We start from the raw sequence: 16,284 nt of genomic DNA on the forward strand, positions 1-16,284 counted from the left end.
GCAAGAAATTTGCCAATAGATCTTATAGAAAGAGGTCCACAGATAATCGGACGAGCTTTGGTTACAAAGGATTTCAGAGATTCATCTAATGACTCTAAATTACTATTTTTTCGTAACTTAAAGGGTGATCTTAATGTTCCATGAAAAGCATACCGCCCCGCTCCTCGTGTGACATGTTCAATTTCTTGAGCAGCCATCCCCGCAACGTTTGGCCTTGGGATGGCTTCATGAGAAACAGGATTATAACCAAACCAGGCATTACCAAATAGTCCCAGTTTACTGTTTAATCGCGGCGCATAATAAATTGCATAGCGTTCATGAACCATGATTTGTCCTATAATTCTAGTCCTATAATTTTGCTAATTCTGACTACAGTTCAGGATCATACTTCAAGCAAAATTCATCAATCGTAAGCGTCCTGAAGTCCTTTAAACGGTCCTTTATAAGGTCATGCCCCCAATCCCACCACTTGATACGTAAAAGAGCCTTTTGAATAGGCTTCTCAAAACGTGAACGAATTTCTGTCGCGGGAACACCAGCAACAATCGAGTAAGGCGCAACATCTTTCGTAACAACAGCCGCGGAACCAATAACAGAGCCAGTACCAATATGAACACCACCTTTGACAATTGCGCCGTGGCCAATCCAGACATCATGATCAACACGAACAGGAGACGACCGACGCCAATCAAAAAAATCGACGTCATCATTCCCCATATCATAAGCATCACTCCGATATTGGAAGTGATGCATGCTTGCCCTATCCATCGGATGCTGCCCCGGATTAAGCCGAACAAAAGCTGCTATATTCACAAACTTCCCTATTTGGCTATAAATAATGTCGCTGTTATTCACGACATAGCTATAGTCATCAAGTCGGCTTTCAACAATCTTGGTTCCCTCCCCAACCTCAGTCCACTGTCCCAAATGACTATCTAATACGACAGCGGTATCAGCAATGGTCGGATGTTCGGAAAGTTGCTTTTTAACATGAGGTTGGGTTTGGAAATACATCTTTTAGATAACCAGTTTTCTTAAGCGTTGTGACAGAATATCCAGAAGACTGACTGATATGATAATCAAAATGATAACCGCTGCGGTTTCTGCATAATAGAAGCCACGAATGTTTTCCCACAAAACCATACCAATACCACCCGCACCAACAATCCCCAGAACAGTTGCGGAACGAACATTGGATTCAAAGCGATACAATGAATAGGAAATCCAGAGCGGGAGAACCTGAGGAATGACCCCAAAGATTACTTCCTGCAGGCCCGTTGCGCCTGTTGCTCTAATTCCCTCAACTGGGCTTGGATCAATAGCTTCCACAGCTTCAGAGAATAATTTAGCCAAAACACCTGTTGTATGTATCCACAAGGCAAGAACGCCTGCAAACGGTCCAAGGCCAACAGCAACAACAAAGAGCATGGCAAATACCATTTCATTGATTGCGCGCGCTGCATCCATAAGGCGACGTACAGGCTGATAAACCCACAATGGTACAATGTTTTCTGAACACAGAATGCCAAAGGGGATAGAGCAAACGATACTCAGAGCAGTTCCCCATATTGCAATCTGAATTGTAATCCAGATTTCTTCGACATACATTTTCCATTGCGACATATCTGGCGGGAAGAAACCAGAGGCAAACTGGCTCATATTCGCTGCATTTTCAACGAGGTCCCAAGGCCGCATATCAGCCCCTTCCCACGACAACGCAAGTAATGCAAAAAAGACAGCCCACATAACCAGGCTACCAATGGACCGCTTCAAGTCATGAGCAGGAATTTCAATGGTTTTTTGAGTTTCTGAAAGATTGGACATCGGAAAAATCTTATATTGATGAAGGGAATAACTGTTCTTATGAACAGAAAAACGGTGCTCAAAAAGAGCACCGTTCTTGTGTTGTCATTACTTATTGCGCAGCAACCAAAACTTTCAAATCAGAAAGCTTGTTGTTAATTGCCAATAGCTTTTTCTCTTTATCATCAGCAGCCAGACCTTCGTTACCTTCGATCTTTAGCTTGTTTTTGAACAAAGCCAGCTGACGTACTGGATATAGCTGTGTGTTGTTGCTTTCCATAAATAGTCCCTGACCATCAGAGATACCACCCAGAACTTCTTTGGCGTGGGCAACATCACCAAGGCGACCATAACCAAGGAAGAAGGCTTTGATACGAGACTTAAGTTCTTTTGACATATCTTTACGATAAATCATTGGATCAGATGGAATAAGCGGAGATGTCCAGATTACTTTGACCTTAGAAGCAGCTTCTGGTGCTTTTTTGAGAGAGCGTCCAATTTGCTCTGAATTATTTGCTGCAACATGAACTTGCTTGTTAGCTGTCGCCATCAAGTTTGTTTCATGATTTGCATTACGAACAGTCTTAAAACATTCTTTTGGATCAACGCCATTCTGTGCAAAAACGTAGTATGACGGCACAAGAAAACCAGAAGTAGAATTTGGATCACCGATACCAAAGTTCAAAGATTTGTCGCATTTGAAGATATCTTCAAGGCTGTTGATGTCTTTGTTATCAACATGCGTAATGATATGTGAATAGTAACCTTGGCTACCGTCTGCTTTTGACGTCTGTGCAAAAACTTCACCACCAGAACGATCAACAGCTTCCATACCAGATTTATTACCGAACCATGCAAGGTGAACTTTACCAAAGCGCATTGCTTCGATAACGCCCGCATAATCAGGGGCAAAGAAAGGATTTACTTTCATGCCAAGGGCAGTTTCAAGATCCTTCATCAAAGGAACCCACTGCTCTTTCAGATTAGACGTTGATTCTGTTGAAATGATCCCGAAGTTCAATTCAGTCGGATCTTTCTCAAGAGGTTTGTAATTAGTGTCTGCCTGAGCAACACCACCAACAAGTGCTGTTACAGCAACAGCTGCTGAAGCGATTAGTTTGCGAACCATTTTACCTGTTCTCCTAGTTTTAAAGTGCATAAATGCCAGATGAATGAGGAACTGCAGATCGTAATATTTAAGCTACGGCCTGTTCTGGAAGTGATGACACAACAGGCTCTTCCTGTTGCCCGGAACCTAGCAATTCCAAACTGTCATCACCGTAAAGTTGTTCGAGAAGTTTCGGCGTTAAACGCTTTGAGTCGCCGTCAAAAATAATTTCACCGTTACGCATCGCAATCGTACGAGGGCAATAACGAAGAGCATAATCAACCTGATGCAAGGAAACGAGTACGGTAACACCGTCTTCCTTATTCACATTTTCCAATGTATCCATTACTTTACGGGCAGAGGACGGGTCCAATGAAGCGATAGGCTCATCAGCTAAAATCACCTCTGCGCCTTGTGTAATAGCACGAGCGATTGCAGCACGTTGCTGTTGACCTCCGGACAGGGTAGATGAACGCTGCTCAGCAAGATTATCGATACCAACTCGGGCAAGTGCCTTCATGGCGATCATTTTTTCTTCCCGAGTAAAAAGACCTAGAGTCCCCCGCCATCTTGGGATCTGCCCCAAAAGACCGATGAGCACATTCGTCAAAACAGAAAGACGGTTCACCAAATTGAACTGTTGGAATACCACCCCAACATCAGAACGCGCAGCACGAACACCACGGCCCAGCTTTCCATTCTCTTGAATAATTTGATCAAGGACTTCGATTTTACTGTTATCGCTGTCACTTTTCATCAATCCGGAAAGATGTCGGATCAAGGTAGATTTACCAGAACCGGATGCCCCGATAAGGGCAACCATCTCGCCCTTATCAATCTGTACATCCAGAGAATTTAGAGCTTTTTTGCCCTTTGAGAAGGTCTTACTCAGACCAGTAACCTTGATCGCAACCATGTAACTTGCACCATAAACGATTGAATGTTTGTTGATGCTAGTCTGCCGCCTTTGAAAGACTCCTGCGTGATGGTTGTTTTAAGGTTCTGTTAACGTCCTTCTCTTTTCCTGCACAAGAAGGGAAGTTTGTCTAGATGAATTCCGTTCCTTTACAAATATCCCAAGGAGATCAGTTTCTCATATGATAGTAGGCTCGGGTTTTCTCGATAAAGAGTTCTATAGCTTCATCAGTAATGTCCATGTGAGTAACCAAGCGTATTTTAGGAGCTTGGACACCAATTAGTATTCCCTCTTCCAAAAGGAAATCAGCGAGGGCTTGATGATGCCCCTCGCCCGGGTTCATAAAGACCATATTCGTTTCAACAGATGATAAATCAATTGAGATCTCTGGAATAGATTGTAATCCTTGGGCTAGCTTCGTTGCTTTTTCGTGATCTTTTCCAAGTAAAGGAACATTATGTTCCAAGGCATAAAGACCACAAGCAGCAAGCACCCCGACCTGACGCATACCACCTCCCAAGAGCTTCCGCATACGCTTGGCTCGTTTTATCAGATGCTCAGATCCGCAGAGTACTGACCCAACTGGTGCTCCCAGTCCCTTGGAAAGACATATAGAAATTGAATCAACTGGTTCGCACAGTGTTTTTAACGACACATTCAAAGCCGTTGCCGCATTGAATATACGTGCACCATCAAGATGAACCCCTAGGTCATTCTCATGTGCGACCGCAGCTAAGGATGCGATACGTTCAAGACTTTGTACACGCCCATTCACTGTATTCTCAAGGCACAGTAAACGACTGATTGGACAATGAAAATCATCTGGCTTTATCGCATCCACTACCTGTTGAGGGTTAAGTCCACCCGAATTATTGGTCGGCAAGGGGAAGGGAGAAATCCCGCCGAGCACAGCCGCGCCGCCCGCCTCATCAATAAAGATATGATATTCATCCCCCGCGATATATTCATCACCACGACCACAATAACTCAAAAGAGCTGCGAGGTTACTTTGCGTGCCTGTTGGAAAGAAAAGGGCCTTTTCCATTCCAGCCATTTCAGCAAGTTTGTTTTCGAGTTCTGCCACGGTAGGATCATCATCATAGACATCGTCCCCTACCTCAGCATTCGCCATGATATCACGCATTCCTTTGCTTGGCTTTGTGACCGTATCACTGCGAAAATCAGCTATCAGCCCTGAATTAGAGCCAATCTTGTTTTTGCGATCCAACATACCTGAATACATACTAACTCTCCTGCGATACTTTAACGCCTTAAGGCCTGTTCATGAATTACGTGATGTTTACGAATAGTGTTTTATATAGAATGACGAAATTGTTTTTGGATAATCATCAAGATAATTGAATGCACCGCATCCACAAACATAAAGAAGAATGAAGACGAACGATAAACAGACTGAGAAACTTTGTCACGAAGGGAAATCAGGGCTAGGGTAAAAGCTTGCTATCATATTCCTCCAAGCCCCATATCTCTGAATTAAAAAGCATAAACCAAATAAAACAGTAGGCAGAATCACCCTAACTGATATTAGATAGACAATTAGAACGCTTCTCTTCTGTTTCTAGTCAACGGTATCTACACAGCATGTGGCAATCAATCAGATCAATCTCATCACTTCTATTTAGTTTTGCCATGCTTATGCTTGGTCAGGGGATGATCAACACACTGCTGGGTCTTCGCAGTCGCATTGAAGGCTTCTCAACTGAGACTACTGGCCTAATTATGACCGGTCAGTTTATTGGCATGTTGATTGGTGCTTTTTTAGCCCTACGGGTAATCGCGGCTGTCGGACACATTCGCTCCTTTGCTGCCTTTGCCTCGATCCTGTCCGTTGCCGTTCTTGCCCACGTTCTGTTTACCGATCCAATCTTTTGGTTTTTCCTAAGGATTGTGACAGGCTTTTGTATGGCCGGAATGATTATGGTGGTTGAAAGCTGGGTAAATGAAAAATCCAGCAATGAAAACAGAGGAAAAATCCTTTCGCTCTACATGATTACCAATTACATCGGGGCTGGTTCCGGGCAATTTATGATGCTTTTGGGCGATCCGGCCCAATTTCAGCTCTTTGTTATTGGCTCTATGGTTTACTCATTCGCCTTGGTACCTATTCTTTTAACCCGCGCAAAAGCCCCCACACCAAGTTCTCCAAAACGAATGGCATTCAAAAAACTCTTTCTGGTGTCACCTGTCGGTGTATTCGGAACTGTGTGTGCCGCTATGTCAAACTCATCCCTTAATAGTATGGGCGCCGTTTTTGGCAAAGATGTTAACCTTACTATTCCACAGATATCATCCTTTATGGCCGCCGCAATTTTTGGCGGAATGTTGCTACAATTTCCTATTGGACGTATATCAGACCGCTTTGACAGACGTACGGTTCTCATATTTTCGTCACTTCTAACTATTGGATCTTGTTTTGCCGTTATTTGGGCAACGGGACAGAGCTTTATTATTTTAATTGCAGCCGTTGCACTCTACGGCGGCATGTCCTTTACCATATACCCCATTTCGGCATCACAGGTTAACGACATGGCCGATAGAAAAGAGCTTGTTCAAGTATCCGCCGGGCTATTGATTGCGTATGGGGTTGGCGCCAGCTTGGGACCAACAATTGCTGCTCAGTTCATGGCTTATCTCGGCCCCGAAGGTATGTTTGTATTCTTTATGATAAATAACAGTTTGTTAGTTATATTTACCATTATCCGTATCTTCCAACGTAGAAGACATGGTGAGAGCAAAGCGCCCTTCCTGCCATTGGGTGGTAACGGCATGAGTAGTAAACAACTCTATACTGCGGCTATCAAGGCTGAGACATCTATAGAAAAAGATAAAAAGCCACAAAGCCAGTTATAGAATAGATCGTATATTAAAGAACATCTATTCACACGGCTCCGTCAACTTAAGCGGTAGTTCTAACACCGATGGTCTATCTTGACTTGAAACAACGCTTACTCGATCTTTAGCAAAAGCCCGTTACAGAACATTGCGAAAGCCAAGCGCATCGTTAACACATGCGCAGTCTTTTTTACATCCAAAATAAATACACAAACAGACCAAATAAAAATAGATTAAACACAATAGAACTAAAGAAACACACCCCCCTTAAATCCACAACAAAGAATCCGAACAAAAGTTAATTACAAAAAACACAATGATTGTGATTATTTTCTTATGATTATTAATAATTATCGTAATTTAATAAAAAAATCATACAAATATATGTAGCTATTAAAACATTATTTCTATCTAAAATTTTAAATACTGATAAGATATTTAAGTCATATTCCTCAACCATGGCCTGAGTGAGTTGCCTGAAAAGGCGGTGCCAATACGAAGAGCCCGAGGAGGCTAGAATGTCAGATTCAAACACACCCCGTAATTCCGACGACGCTACTTCTGAGATTGAAGCGTTAGAACAAGATCCTGTTCTTGCTATAGGCCAAGCAGCCACAGAACTTTCTATTGATTTGCCCGCTGTTGGGACATCCCAAGCAATTACTGCGCAGGCAGGTCAACGATTACAGCTTAATTTTGATGCGACACAAGCTGCCGCTGTTGTTGATGGACAAAATCTCGTTCTGAATTTTGACCTGGATAACGATGGTACCCCAGAAAGTAGTATCGTCTTTGAGAACTTGGCAGGTGAATTTTCTGGCGGAGATGCGCCTCTTCTTATCATTGACGGGACAGAGGTTGCTGCCAGCCAGCTTATAGGCCTCGTTCTGGCGCAGGCTGGGGATCTACCGCTTGAAACAGCGGCTGGTGCAGGTGCTGGCCCCGCAGGTGGCGGAGGTAGTGTCTATAGTGAAGACACGGGTAGTGTTATCGACTTGCTCATAGCCCAAGGCATTATTGGTCCTACAGAACTTAATTTTGGACTTCTTGATGGTATTGACGAAAACACCGACCCTGCGGAAGGGACGCTCGACGTTACCTTTATAACAACTGAAACAGAAGTTCCAGATTATGAGGGCGGTATATCAGGCACCTTTGCTGGTGGCTTTGAAGATTGGTTACCGAACCAGCATTTACCCGGTGGCGATGAAGGGAAAGATGATAATCCCTTTGGTGGTGAAGGCGGCGAAGATACTTTAGAGGCTGTCGCGGCACCTATGCAGGTTATCTTTACTTTTGTGCCAGCAGATAACGAAACGCTTGATTTTGTCGTAATGGACCCCCTCCCCGATGGAGCCCGCTTATTCGTTGGCGGCACCGATTTAGGTGATGAATATGTCGGTGGTTTCCCAGCTGTCATCGCAGGTGGTGATTTAGGGGATGTATATATTCTGCCCCCGCCAGATTCAGATGAAGATATCAATGTTTCCGGAACCGCGGTAATTACAGATCCAGATTCAGGTCTATCGGCTGTACTCCCTTATTCTGTCGAGGCTATTATTGATGCTGTCGCTGACATGCCACTACTTTCTTTAGGTGGTGAAGGCGGCGAAGGTGGCGAAGGCGGTGAACATAATTACCCTGACCTTCAAGAAAGAGATCAAATCACAGATTTACCAGACGAAAATGACAATGAAGTTTACTTAACTGGTGGCCTGAATGATCCCATTGGTGAAGAAAGCGTTATAAAACTCCCCATCAATGCTGAGCTTTGCGACAAAGATGGATCTGAAACATTAACCCTCGTTCTCTCTGGTATTCCTGCTGCCTTTACCATTAACGAAGAATGCACAAATTTACCTGAAGGATGGGAGCTTTTCGGTCCAATCACCCCTGCACCTGTTCCAGATGACGGCGGCGAAGGTGGTGAAGACAGCATACTGACGGAAGAACCAGGTGAATTGGTTCAATATATTATCCGCTACACAGGCGATCTTCCTGATCCAGATGATCCCGACCTTGATCCTTCGGAAACCGTAGACTTTACAACTTTTGGGGGCCTTGTCGCATTTAATACGAATGATTACACGACAACGGGTGTTGATGTAGAAGGCGGTGAAGGAGGTGAAAGCCCTGTCCCGACAGTACTAACAGATGAACAATCTATCATTCTTCCCCCTAAACCAGAAGATGGTGGACGCTATCAAGAAGGCCCGACACATACGAACGGCCCAGTTGTCATTACTGTTCAGGCCATTGCGGAAGAACAAGAAACAGACATTGGAACCGACGAATTAACGACTGAAAACAATATAGCTACTGCAGAAAGCCGCTTTGTTTTTGATATCGAAGAAGATGTTCCTGATATTGTCCGCTATGCAAAACTGTATCTGGATGAAACCGAAGGTGTCCAAACATCAGATGAATGGCGTGCGGCCAATGATGTCCCCGGTGTTTCAGATGCACAGACTATTCTGGCGACGGCAATGGCTGCGGATAGTACTGTAGGCGGCGAAATTGTCAGCCGAGGCTTCACATCCATAGTAGACGGGTTAAATCTCTACACTGATGGTTCGAATGACGAAGCAGATGGTTCTGATGGGCCTTTGGATACTGATGCCCCTTCAAGTCCCAGCTTCTCACCACCTGATGATCTGGAAGATATTCGCTTTATTGACTATGACGGCGCATACAGTGGTGTAAAAACAACTGATGGCTCACATATCAATCTCTATTCTTCGGACTCAGATCCTTCTGTTATTTATGGGCGTGTCGGCGGCGAAGATGGCGAATTGGCCTTTGTGGTAACAATTGGTGCTGATCTTACTAATGGCGAAAATGACGTCGATATCTATGTCGAACAGTATCTGTCGCTCAAGCATCCAAAAACTTACTCTCACGACGAAGACATCAATACAATGAAGCTTAGGTTCTTCGCTGTGGACGATGAAGGCGACCAGAGTAATATCGGAAAACTGAGAATCAACTTTGATGATGATGGTCCTAAGATCGGCGGGCATGAGTTCCTCTGTGTCGATGAAACCGATTTTGATAACAGCGCGGTTATTTCAGATTCAGGTGTATTCGATACCTTTGACTTTGGCGCTGATGGTCCAGCCATTGACGACATTCGTATCAGCATGTTTTCTCTTGGTACCATCAGAACATCCGATGGAAACCACGCTGTCAGTACAAGCCAATCCGGAGATACCCTGATCGGTACAGCTGATGGTGAAGAAGTGTTCAGGTTCACTGTTAATCCGGATGGATCTTACAGTTACGAACAGTATGAAGCACTGGAGCACTGGAACTCCTATAACCATAACGAACCAATCGGAATGAAATTTTCCGTACGGATTAAAGATGGTGATGGTGATAAAGCCTATGGCAATGTCATCCTTAAAGTTCTTGATGATGGGCCAGATATCGGTGGTCAGGAAATGGTGATGGTCGATGAGACTGACCTGAACACAAATGCTTCAATCAAGGATGGTGGTGCTTTTGATATCTTTGATTTTGGGGCCGATGGACCACAAACAGACTATGGCTGGTCCCCTCATAACGACGCCATCAAAATTTCAGTAGACACCAGTGGCATCACAACCGCTGAAACAGATACGCCAATTACAACGTCACAAGTTGGCAATGTACTCACCGGGTGGGCTGGTGGTGACGTCGCCTTCACCTTTACGGTAAATCCAGATGGCACTTATGAATACGAGCAATTTATCGCCTTGGAACACCCAAATACGAATGATCACAATGATCCGCTTCCTATGAAGTTCTACGTCAAACTTGTTGACGGAGATTGGGATTATGACTGGGGTTCAGTGGATGTCATCGTAAAAGATGATGGCCTGCTTGCCCACAATGACGAAGAATGCGTAACTGAGATTGAAAAAGAAACCCAACCGCAAAATATCGGCATTGTGATGGATTTCAGTGGGTCAGTCAGCAATAGCGACCTCGCCACAGAAATTGCCAGCGTAAAAACCTTTATCCAGACGCTGTTTGCATCGGGGGCAAGTGTTTCAGTATCACTTGTGGCCTTTGGTGCTGACGCCGCTAACCTTGGAACCTTCACTGATTTGGCTTTGGCTGAAGCCGCACTTGATGGCACCAGTCGTGGTATCATTAATTCCGGCGCAACTGATTATGAAGCTGCTATGGAGATGTTATTCTCTGACAGCGGCGGTGACTTTGAATATGTTCCAGGTGCCAATAATCAGGTCTTCTTCCTCAGTGATGGAGAACAGAATGACGGTGCTTCCCCCCTAAGCAATGGATCTATTGTGCTAGATAGTGGCGGTAAATCTGACCTGCTGGACGGCGACATTGGGTTCACGGCTGTTGGTATTGGAACTGGTGTCCAGAAGAGTGATTTTGTCGATTTCTTTGATGGTGGCGTTGTTGCCAATGATGGCGAAGTCCTGAACGCGGCAACTTTCGAAGATCTTGCCGATGTGCTGATTGGAACAATCGGATTGAGCAACACCGTTAGTGGTAACGTTGTCACTAACGACGAAATTGGTGCCGATGGACTTGATCGTATTTGTGATATCGAAATCGAAGGCACAACCTTTAGCGTTGATGATGCCGGAGTTCTAACGGGTCCAACAACGGGCACCCCATCTGCAACTTATGACGATGGAACCAAACTCTTAACCGTTACATCATCCAAAGGAACGCTTGAAATATATCTGGATGATCAAGGTGGTAATGCTGTTGGTGACTTTACTTACACCAGCTTGCCAGCCGTTCAACATGGCGCACCGGGATCGCCAACAGATGACGTTGTTGATGATGTATTCACCTATTCTATCCTCGATAACGACGGTGACAAGTCGTCAGCAAATCTAACAATCTGCATCAAGGATGATGAGCCTGTTGCAAACAATGACGAGATTTGTCTTGTTGCCCTCCCCGGTGAAACGCCACCGCTTAATATCGCCTTTGTAATTGACGAGAGCGGATCGATTGGCCAATCAGATTATCAGACCCAGATTAATGGTGTCCGTAGCTTTATTGACAATCTCGTAGCAGAAAGCACTGCGTTGGAAACACTGGCTTTCTCTCTGGTTACTTTCGGGACGAATGCCGAAGACTATGGCACCTTTGTCTTTGATGGCTTCGCAGGTGGAACCCTTAATCTTGATGACTTCAAGCGCCTCAAAAATGATGACACCCTGTCATCGACAACCCTAGATGATCAACTTTCGACCATTTATGGGGCTTATGATGGGTCAGGCTCAACCAACTATGATGCAGGTATGGCGTCAATGTTCGGGGTGAATTCTGAATATCTGGACAATCCTGTGACAGGTTTACCATCACATGAAAGTCACCTTTATTTCATCAGTGATGGTTCACCTAACGACACGAGCACAGTTGATCCATTCGAGATCGATAGTGGTATCGCAACCGCGATTGTTGATAACGACATCCAGGTTACCGGAATCGGTATTGGCACAAGTACCTCTGTTGAGAATGGGCTAGAGGATTATTTCCTTAATACGGGCGGCGGTGATTCCGGAAATCCTTCTATCCCCGGCAGTCTCTATAGCTTTGTCAGTGTACCAAACTTCGCTGATCTTGCTGATGCCCTAGATGGTACCGTCGGCGGAACCGATGCCAGTGGCAACCTTCTGACAAATGACGAACCGGGTGCTGATGGATTTGGTGCTGTTGCGATTACCGAAGTTCTTCACGATGGCGTTGTTTATACCGACGTAAGTGACGGTAGTAGTGATGGAATGATCATTATCGCGTCTACGGCCGAAGGCGGTAAACTGGTGGTCGACACTGCCACAGGCGATTACACCTATACCGCCCCGGGCGCAGTTAATGGTGATTATGAAGAAACCTTTGTCTATACCATGGTCGATGGTGACGGCGATCCTTCTTCCGCAGACCTAAAAGTCTGTGTAACATTGCCAGAGCCAGTTGATGCGGTAAACGATATCATCCTTACAAACATTACCTCTGGTGATATCGATATTCCTGATTCAGCATTGCTATTTAATGATGACATCAATGCAAGTACAACACTCACCGATGTTGATAACCCTGTAAACGGGGCCGTCAGCGAAAGTGGTGGTGTCGTGACCTTCGTATCAGATGGCATGGATGTTTCCAGTCTGGGATTTGGGTCCGGTAGTACGGTCCAGACAATTTCAGAGCGCAATTATGGATCTGATGGCTACTTTTATCATGATCCTCCCGGACCTAATAATGATCATGTCGATAACTATGAAAGCAATAGTGATCGGGATACATCAGGCTCTAACCGCTCTACTCAACTTAGCCGTACAAGTTGGGTCAGAGATGACACCACCCCAGCCAATGAAGTAGTACACCTACTTAACATTAATGGGCGGATTAGAGACGCAAGTGATCGTGATGGCTCCTCAACAACTAGACGCTATGATCGTGATAGTTACCAGATCGCTTTGTTAAGTGGCGAAACATTCTCATTAGAAAGCTTCACGGGTAGCTCTAATCTCAAGGTTGTTCTGTTTAGTCCAGGAGGATCAGTCATTGACTCAGATTTTAATCCGGGTGAAAGCTATACAGCCACAGGTTCAGGAAACTACTATATCCGTGTCCAATCAACCGACGGTAAATATGGTAGTGGAACACGAACACGAGACTACGAAGCAGAGCTTTCCATTGAAAGTACTGACATCGTTCAACCAGTGGACGGCGGCTTTGATTATGACATATCAGATACACTTACATCTGATACTGCCAGTGCATCCGTCGAATATCAGGACGGTAGTACGATTACCGGTACGGGCGATGGTGAAATTCTTGTCGGTGGTGATGGTGATGATACCCTCCTCGGCGGCGGTGGAAATGACACCCTGATCGGTGGTGCAGGATCAGACACCTTAACGGGTGGTACTGGGGCAGATACCTTCCTCTTCTATGGTCAAAATGTTGGTGTTGATGTGGATACCATCACTGATTATGACAATAGCGAGGGTGATATTCTGGATGTCAGTGATCTGATTGTCTTTGATGACAATACCGATGTTGTTGCGAACTTTATTCGAGCAACGGATACAGGGCCAACTACATCACTGGAAATCTCTAGCGATGGCGTTACCTATACAGAAATTGCTGTTATGGAAAATGTCAGTGCGACAGATATCCTGACGGTTATTCTTGATAACGACGAACACATGATTGTCGTTGGATAGTTTCACCCCTTAACGAACAAAACCCCCGTAGAAAAACTGCGGGGGTTTTGTTGTTTAGCTATGCTATTTAAGGTCGGAAAACCTTCCACCCATTCGCTGTCTTTAACCAAAATGCGCCTTGGGTAATTGTTGTACGCCCTGTGGCAACATCCGTTTTTTCTTCAAACTGTATTGGTCCTTGATCCTGACTGTTTACAACCTGATAAGCACGTCCGCCCAATATTTTATTCACCTGTACATCTTTGCTTGATTTGATCGTGTATTTACCACTGAGTAATTCAGAAACCATACCCTTGATCATTTCAGGGGGCGGCCCACCAGCAAGAGGTAGATCGGTAAACATCGGTTCAAAGAAAGCCATATAACCCTTGGCATCACCAACCTCTGCGGCTTGACGCATCATCTCTATCGCTTCCAACAAGCCATCATCAGTAGTAACGTCACCTGTCAAATAGCTGAAGGCGGGCTGGGCCTTGGCCTGAAAAATGGCGCTTTGTTCCCCTGCCCCTTGTTGAGACAACTCAGCCAGTACATTTTCATTCTTACCCGGCTCTTTGGGAAAATCGCCTTCACAAGCAACGAAAACCTCTGCACGCCCTGTCGCATCTGGGTTATCAGTAATAAGTTCAATCTTGAAATCATTATCCCCCTCTAACAACAGGTTTGCCGGAACAGTATTCGAATGCGATCCCTTGTGATTTATCAGGATGACATTATTTACGCGCACCCTTAGTTCTGCTGCGTCACTTCCTTGAAGCGCAACCGCTGTTATTTCCTTACATGCAAAAGCAGGCATTGTAGTTAACCCCATTGATCCAATTGTAATCAGAGCCAAATAAACAGGCTTCATATTTTTGAGCATGACTTTTCCTTTGAATTTAAGGCCCGTTGAACTTTAAGCCATTTAATTTCAAATCTTTTAATTACGAGTATGGGGTTGGCCTAAAGGTCTTATCATCAATCCGTCGGACAGCACCCAATGTTTTGTTCACAACTAGGTCGGTCAAACGCAAACAACAGTTCAAATAAAAATATAAAAATTCCATCTAACTGTTTTTATTTCTATAATTCCCAAGGGTTTTAACAATTACCTTTGATCAATCCTGCACCGTAAATGGAATCACGTCCATGATCCCCCAAATCAATTACGGAAAAAGACAAGGCCCGAGATAATACCTGTCGTGACATTTTCGGATTATTTTTGAGAATAAGTGACGCAACAGCCAAGGCATGAGGTGTCGCAAAGGAGGTACCGGAAACATACGCGCCCTTATTCCCCGGCACAGCTGTCCAGATATCCACACCGGGGGCGGCATAATCAATAAAATTCCCCTGATTGGCATCACGGTATATCTTGTGACGGGAATCAATGGCCGTAATTGTAAAGACTCCCTCTAAAGCTGCCGGGTAACTTACAGGTGCGTCAGGTCCTTTATTTCCAGCACTAGAGAAAACAAGGGCACCTTTTTCTAGCGAAAGAACGAAACCTTTGTTTAACACCCTGTTCGCCACATCAGTACTAAGCGAAACATTGATTAAACGTACATGGTTTTCAAGCAACCAATCCAGCCCCTGTAATACCGCAACAGTACTCGCCAATTGATCCCCGGAATTGTTCAACCTTAAAACCACCGCATTAAATAGCTGTGTTCCGGGTATCAGCCCTTGATAACCATTTTCTTGATTATTACCGATCAAGATAGATCCAATTGAAGTTGCATGGCTAAGGTCAATCGTCTGATTACCCAAAAAATTACGTGATACAATGGCCTGCCCGTCAAAAGCAGCGTGGTGCTGATCAATCGCACCATCCAGAAGACCAATGGGGAAACCAAGCTGTGTTACCTGACACCCTTGATCCAGATCCCAACCAATCGCTTTTTGTGCATATAAACGAGGTTTTGCAGAAGCAGTAAGATCATTATTAAAATCAACCTCGGCATTTGGAAAAACAGTTCTCAGCTCTTGAATAACAGCCCCCGCGTTTGTAGAACGGGTCTGAATCAATACTGATTTCAAGGCATCAAGATTGTAAACTTCGAGAACAGGTAAACGACGTCTTTGAAGTTCAGAACGAACGGCATTTTCCTGTGCACCATCAACCAGAATAATGACATCCTGTTCGATAGAGACATCATTGACCACACTGGTTTCCGTAGGACAAATGCGTACACTTAAACCTGTATTATCAAACGCTTGCCCGGCACTCTTCTTAAAAAAGACGAGGTCATATTTTGTATCTAAATCAATACCCTTTTTGGGTAAATAACTTGAGATCAGAGTATTTTTTTTATTTAAAACATCCAACTCTATCAGGTCATGAGTATTACTTAACCCCAAGCGATAAGTATTTGGAATATCGTCAAAATTCTTGCCCTGAATTGTTAATATTGTGCCCGGAC

Annotated in this window: 10 protein-coding genes; 2 read left to right on the plus strand and 8 right to left on the minus strand. The window is 44.5% G+C overall.

Features of this window, described 5'->3' with window-relative positions; genetic code table 11:
* From Q0241_RS20375 to ltaE, 6 genes are all read right to left on the minus strand, one after another.
* Positions 1–326, minus strand: a 326-nt coding sequence (locus Q0241_RS20375; RefSeq protein WP_299380919.1) for a DUF1045 domain-containing protein, incomplete at its 3' end; no start/stop codon positions are given.
* A gap of 43 nt (positions 327–369) precedes the next feature.
* A complete protein-coding gene (locus Q0241_RS20380) occupies positions 370–1,014 on the minus strand; it encodes a chloramphenicol acetyltransferase (protein WP_299380920.1) in 645 nt (214 codons plus the stop codon).
* Positions 1,015–1,017: 3 nt separating this feature from the next.
* Positions 1,018–1,824: a phosphonate ABC transporter, permease protein PhnE gene (gene phnE / locus Q0241_RS20385; protein ID WP_299380921.1), complete on the minus strand. Its 807-nt coding sequence runs from the start codon at positions 1,822–1,824 to the stop codon at positions 1,018–1,020.
* Positions 1,825–1,915: 91 nt separating this feature from the next.
* Entirely contained in the window at positions 1,916–2,932 is a 1,017-nt protein-coding gene (gene phnD / locus Q0241_RS20390; RefSeq protein WP_299380922.1) for a phosphonate ABC transporter substrate-binding protein, read from the minus strand.
* Positions 2,933–2,999: 67 nt separating this feature from the next.
* Positions 3,000–3,827: a phosphonate ABC transporter ATP-binding protein gene (phnC, locus tag Q0241_RS20395; RefSeq protein ID WP_299380923.1), complete on the minus strand. Its 828-nt coding sequence runs from the start codon at positions 3,825–3,827 to the stop codon at positions 3,000–3,002.
* A gap of 169 nt (positions 3,828–3,996) precedes the next feature.
* Complete coding sequence (ltaE, locus tag Q0241_RS20400) at positions 3,997–5,070, minus strand: low-specificity L-threonine aldolase (RefSeq protein ID WP_299380924.1); 1,074 nt, start codon at positions 5,068–5,070, stop codon at positions 3,997–3,999.
* 359 nt (positions 5,071–5,429) lie between these two features.
* Here ltaE and Q0241_RS20405 point away from each other — a divergent pair, with 359 nt between their 5' ends.
* Both Q0241_RS20405 and Q0241_RS20410 read left to right on the plus strand, forming a co-directional pair.
* Complete coding sequence (locus Q0241_RS20405) at positions 5,430–6,698, plus strand: MFS transporter (RefSeq protein WP_299380925.1); 1,269 nt, start codon at positions 5,430–5,432, stop codon at positions 6,696–6,698.
* A 500-nt stretch (positions 6,699–7,198) separates the two neighbouring features.
* Positions 7,199–13,882 carry a VWA domain-containing protein gene (locus tag Q0241_RS20410; RefSeq protein WP_299380926.1) on the plus strand — a complete coding sequence of 2,228 codons (6,684 nt, stop codon included), beginning with the start codon at positions 7,199–7,201 and terminating at the stop codon, positions 13,880–13,882.
* A gap of 67 nt (positions 13,883–13,949) precedes the next feature.
* On the opposite strand, the gene Q0241_RS20415 is transcribed toward Q0241_RS20410, so the two are convergent.
* A complete protein-coding gene (locus tag Q0241_RS20415; RefSeq protein ID WP_299380927.1) occupies positions 13,950–14,744 on the minus strand; it encodes a hypothetical protein in 795 nt (264 codons plus the stop codon).
* Positions 14,745–14,962: 218 nt separating this feature from the next.
* Positions 14,963–16,284 (minus strand): S8 family serine peptidase (locus tag Q0241_RS20420; protein ID WP_299380928.1); only part of this gene is annotated, 1,322 nt, incomplete at its 5' end.

The sequence above is a fragment of the uncultured Kiloniella sp. genome, assembly GCF_937128705.1.
Classification (GTDB): domain Bacteria; phylum Pseudomonadota; class Alphaproteobacteria; order Kiloniellales; family Kiloniellaceae; genus Kiloniella.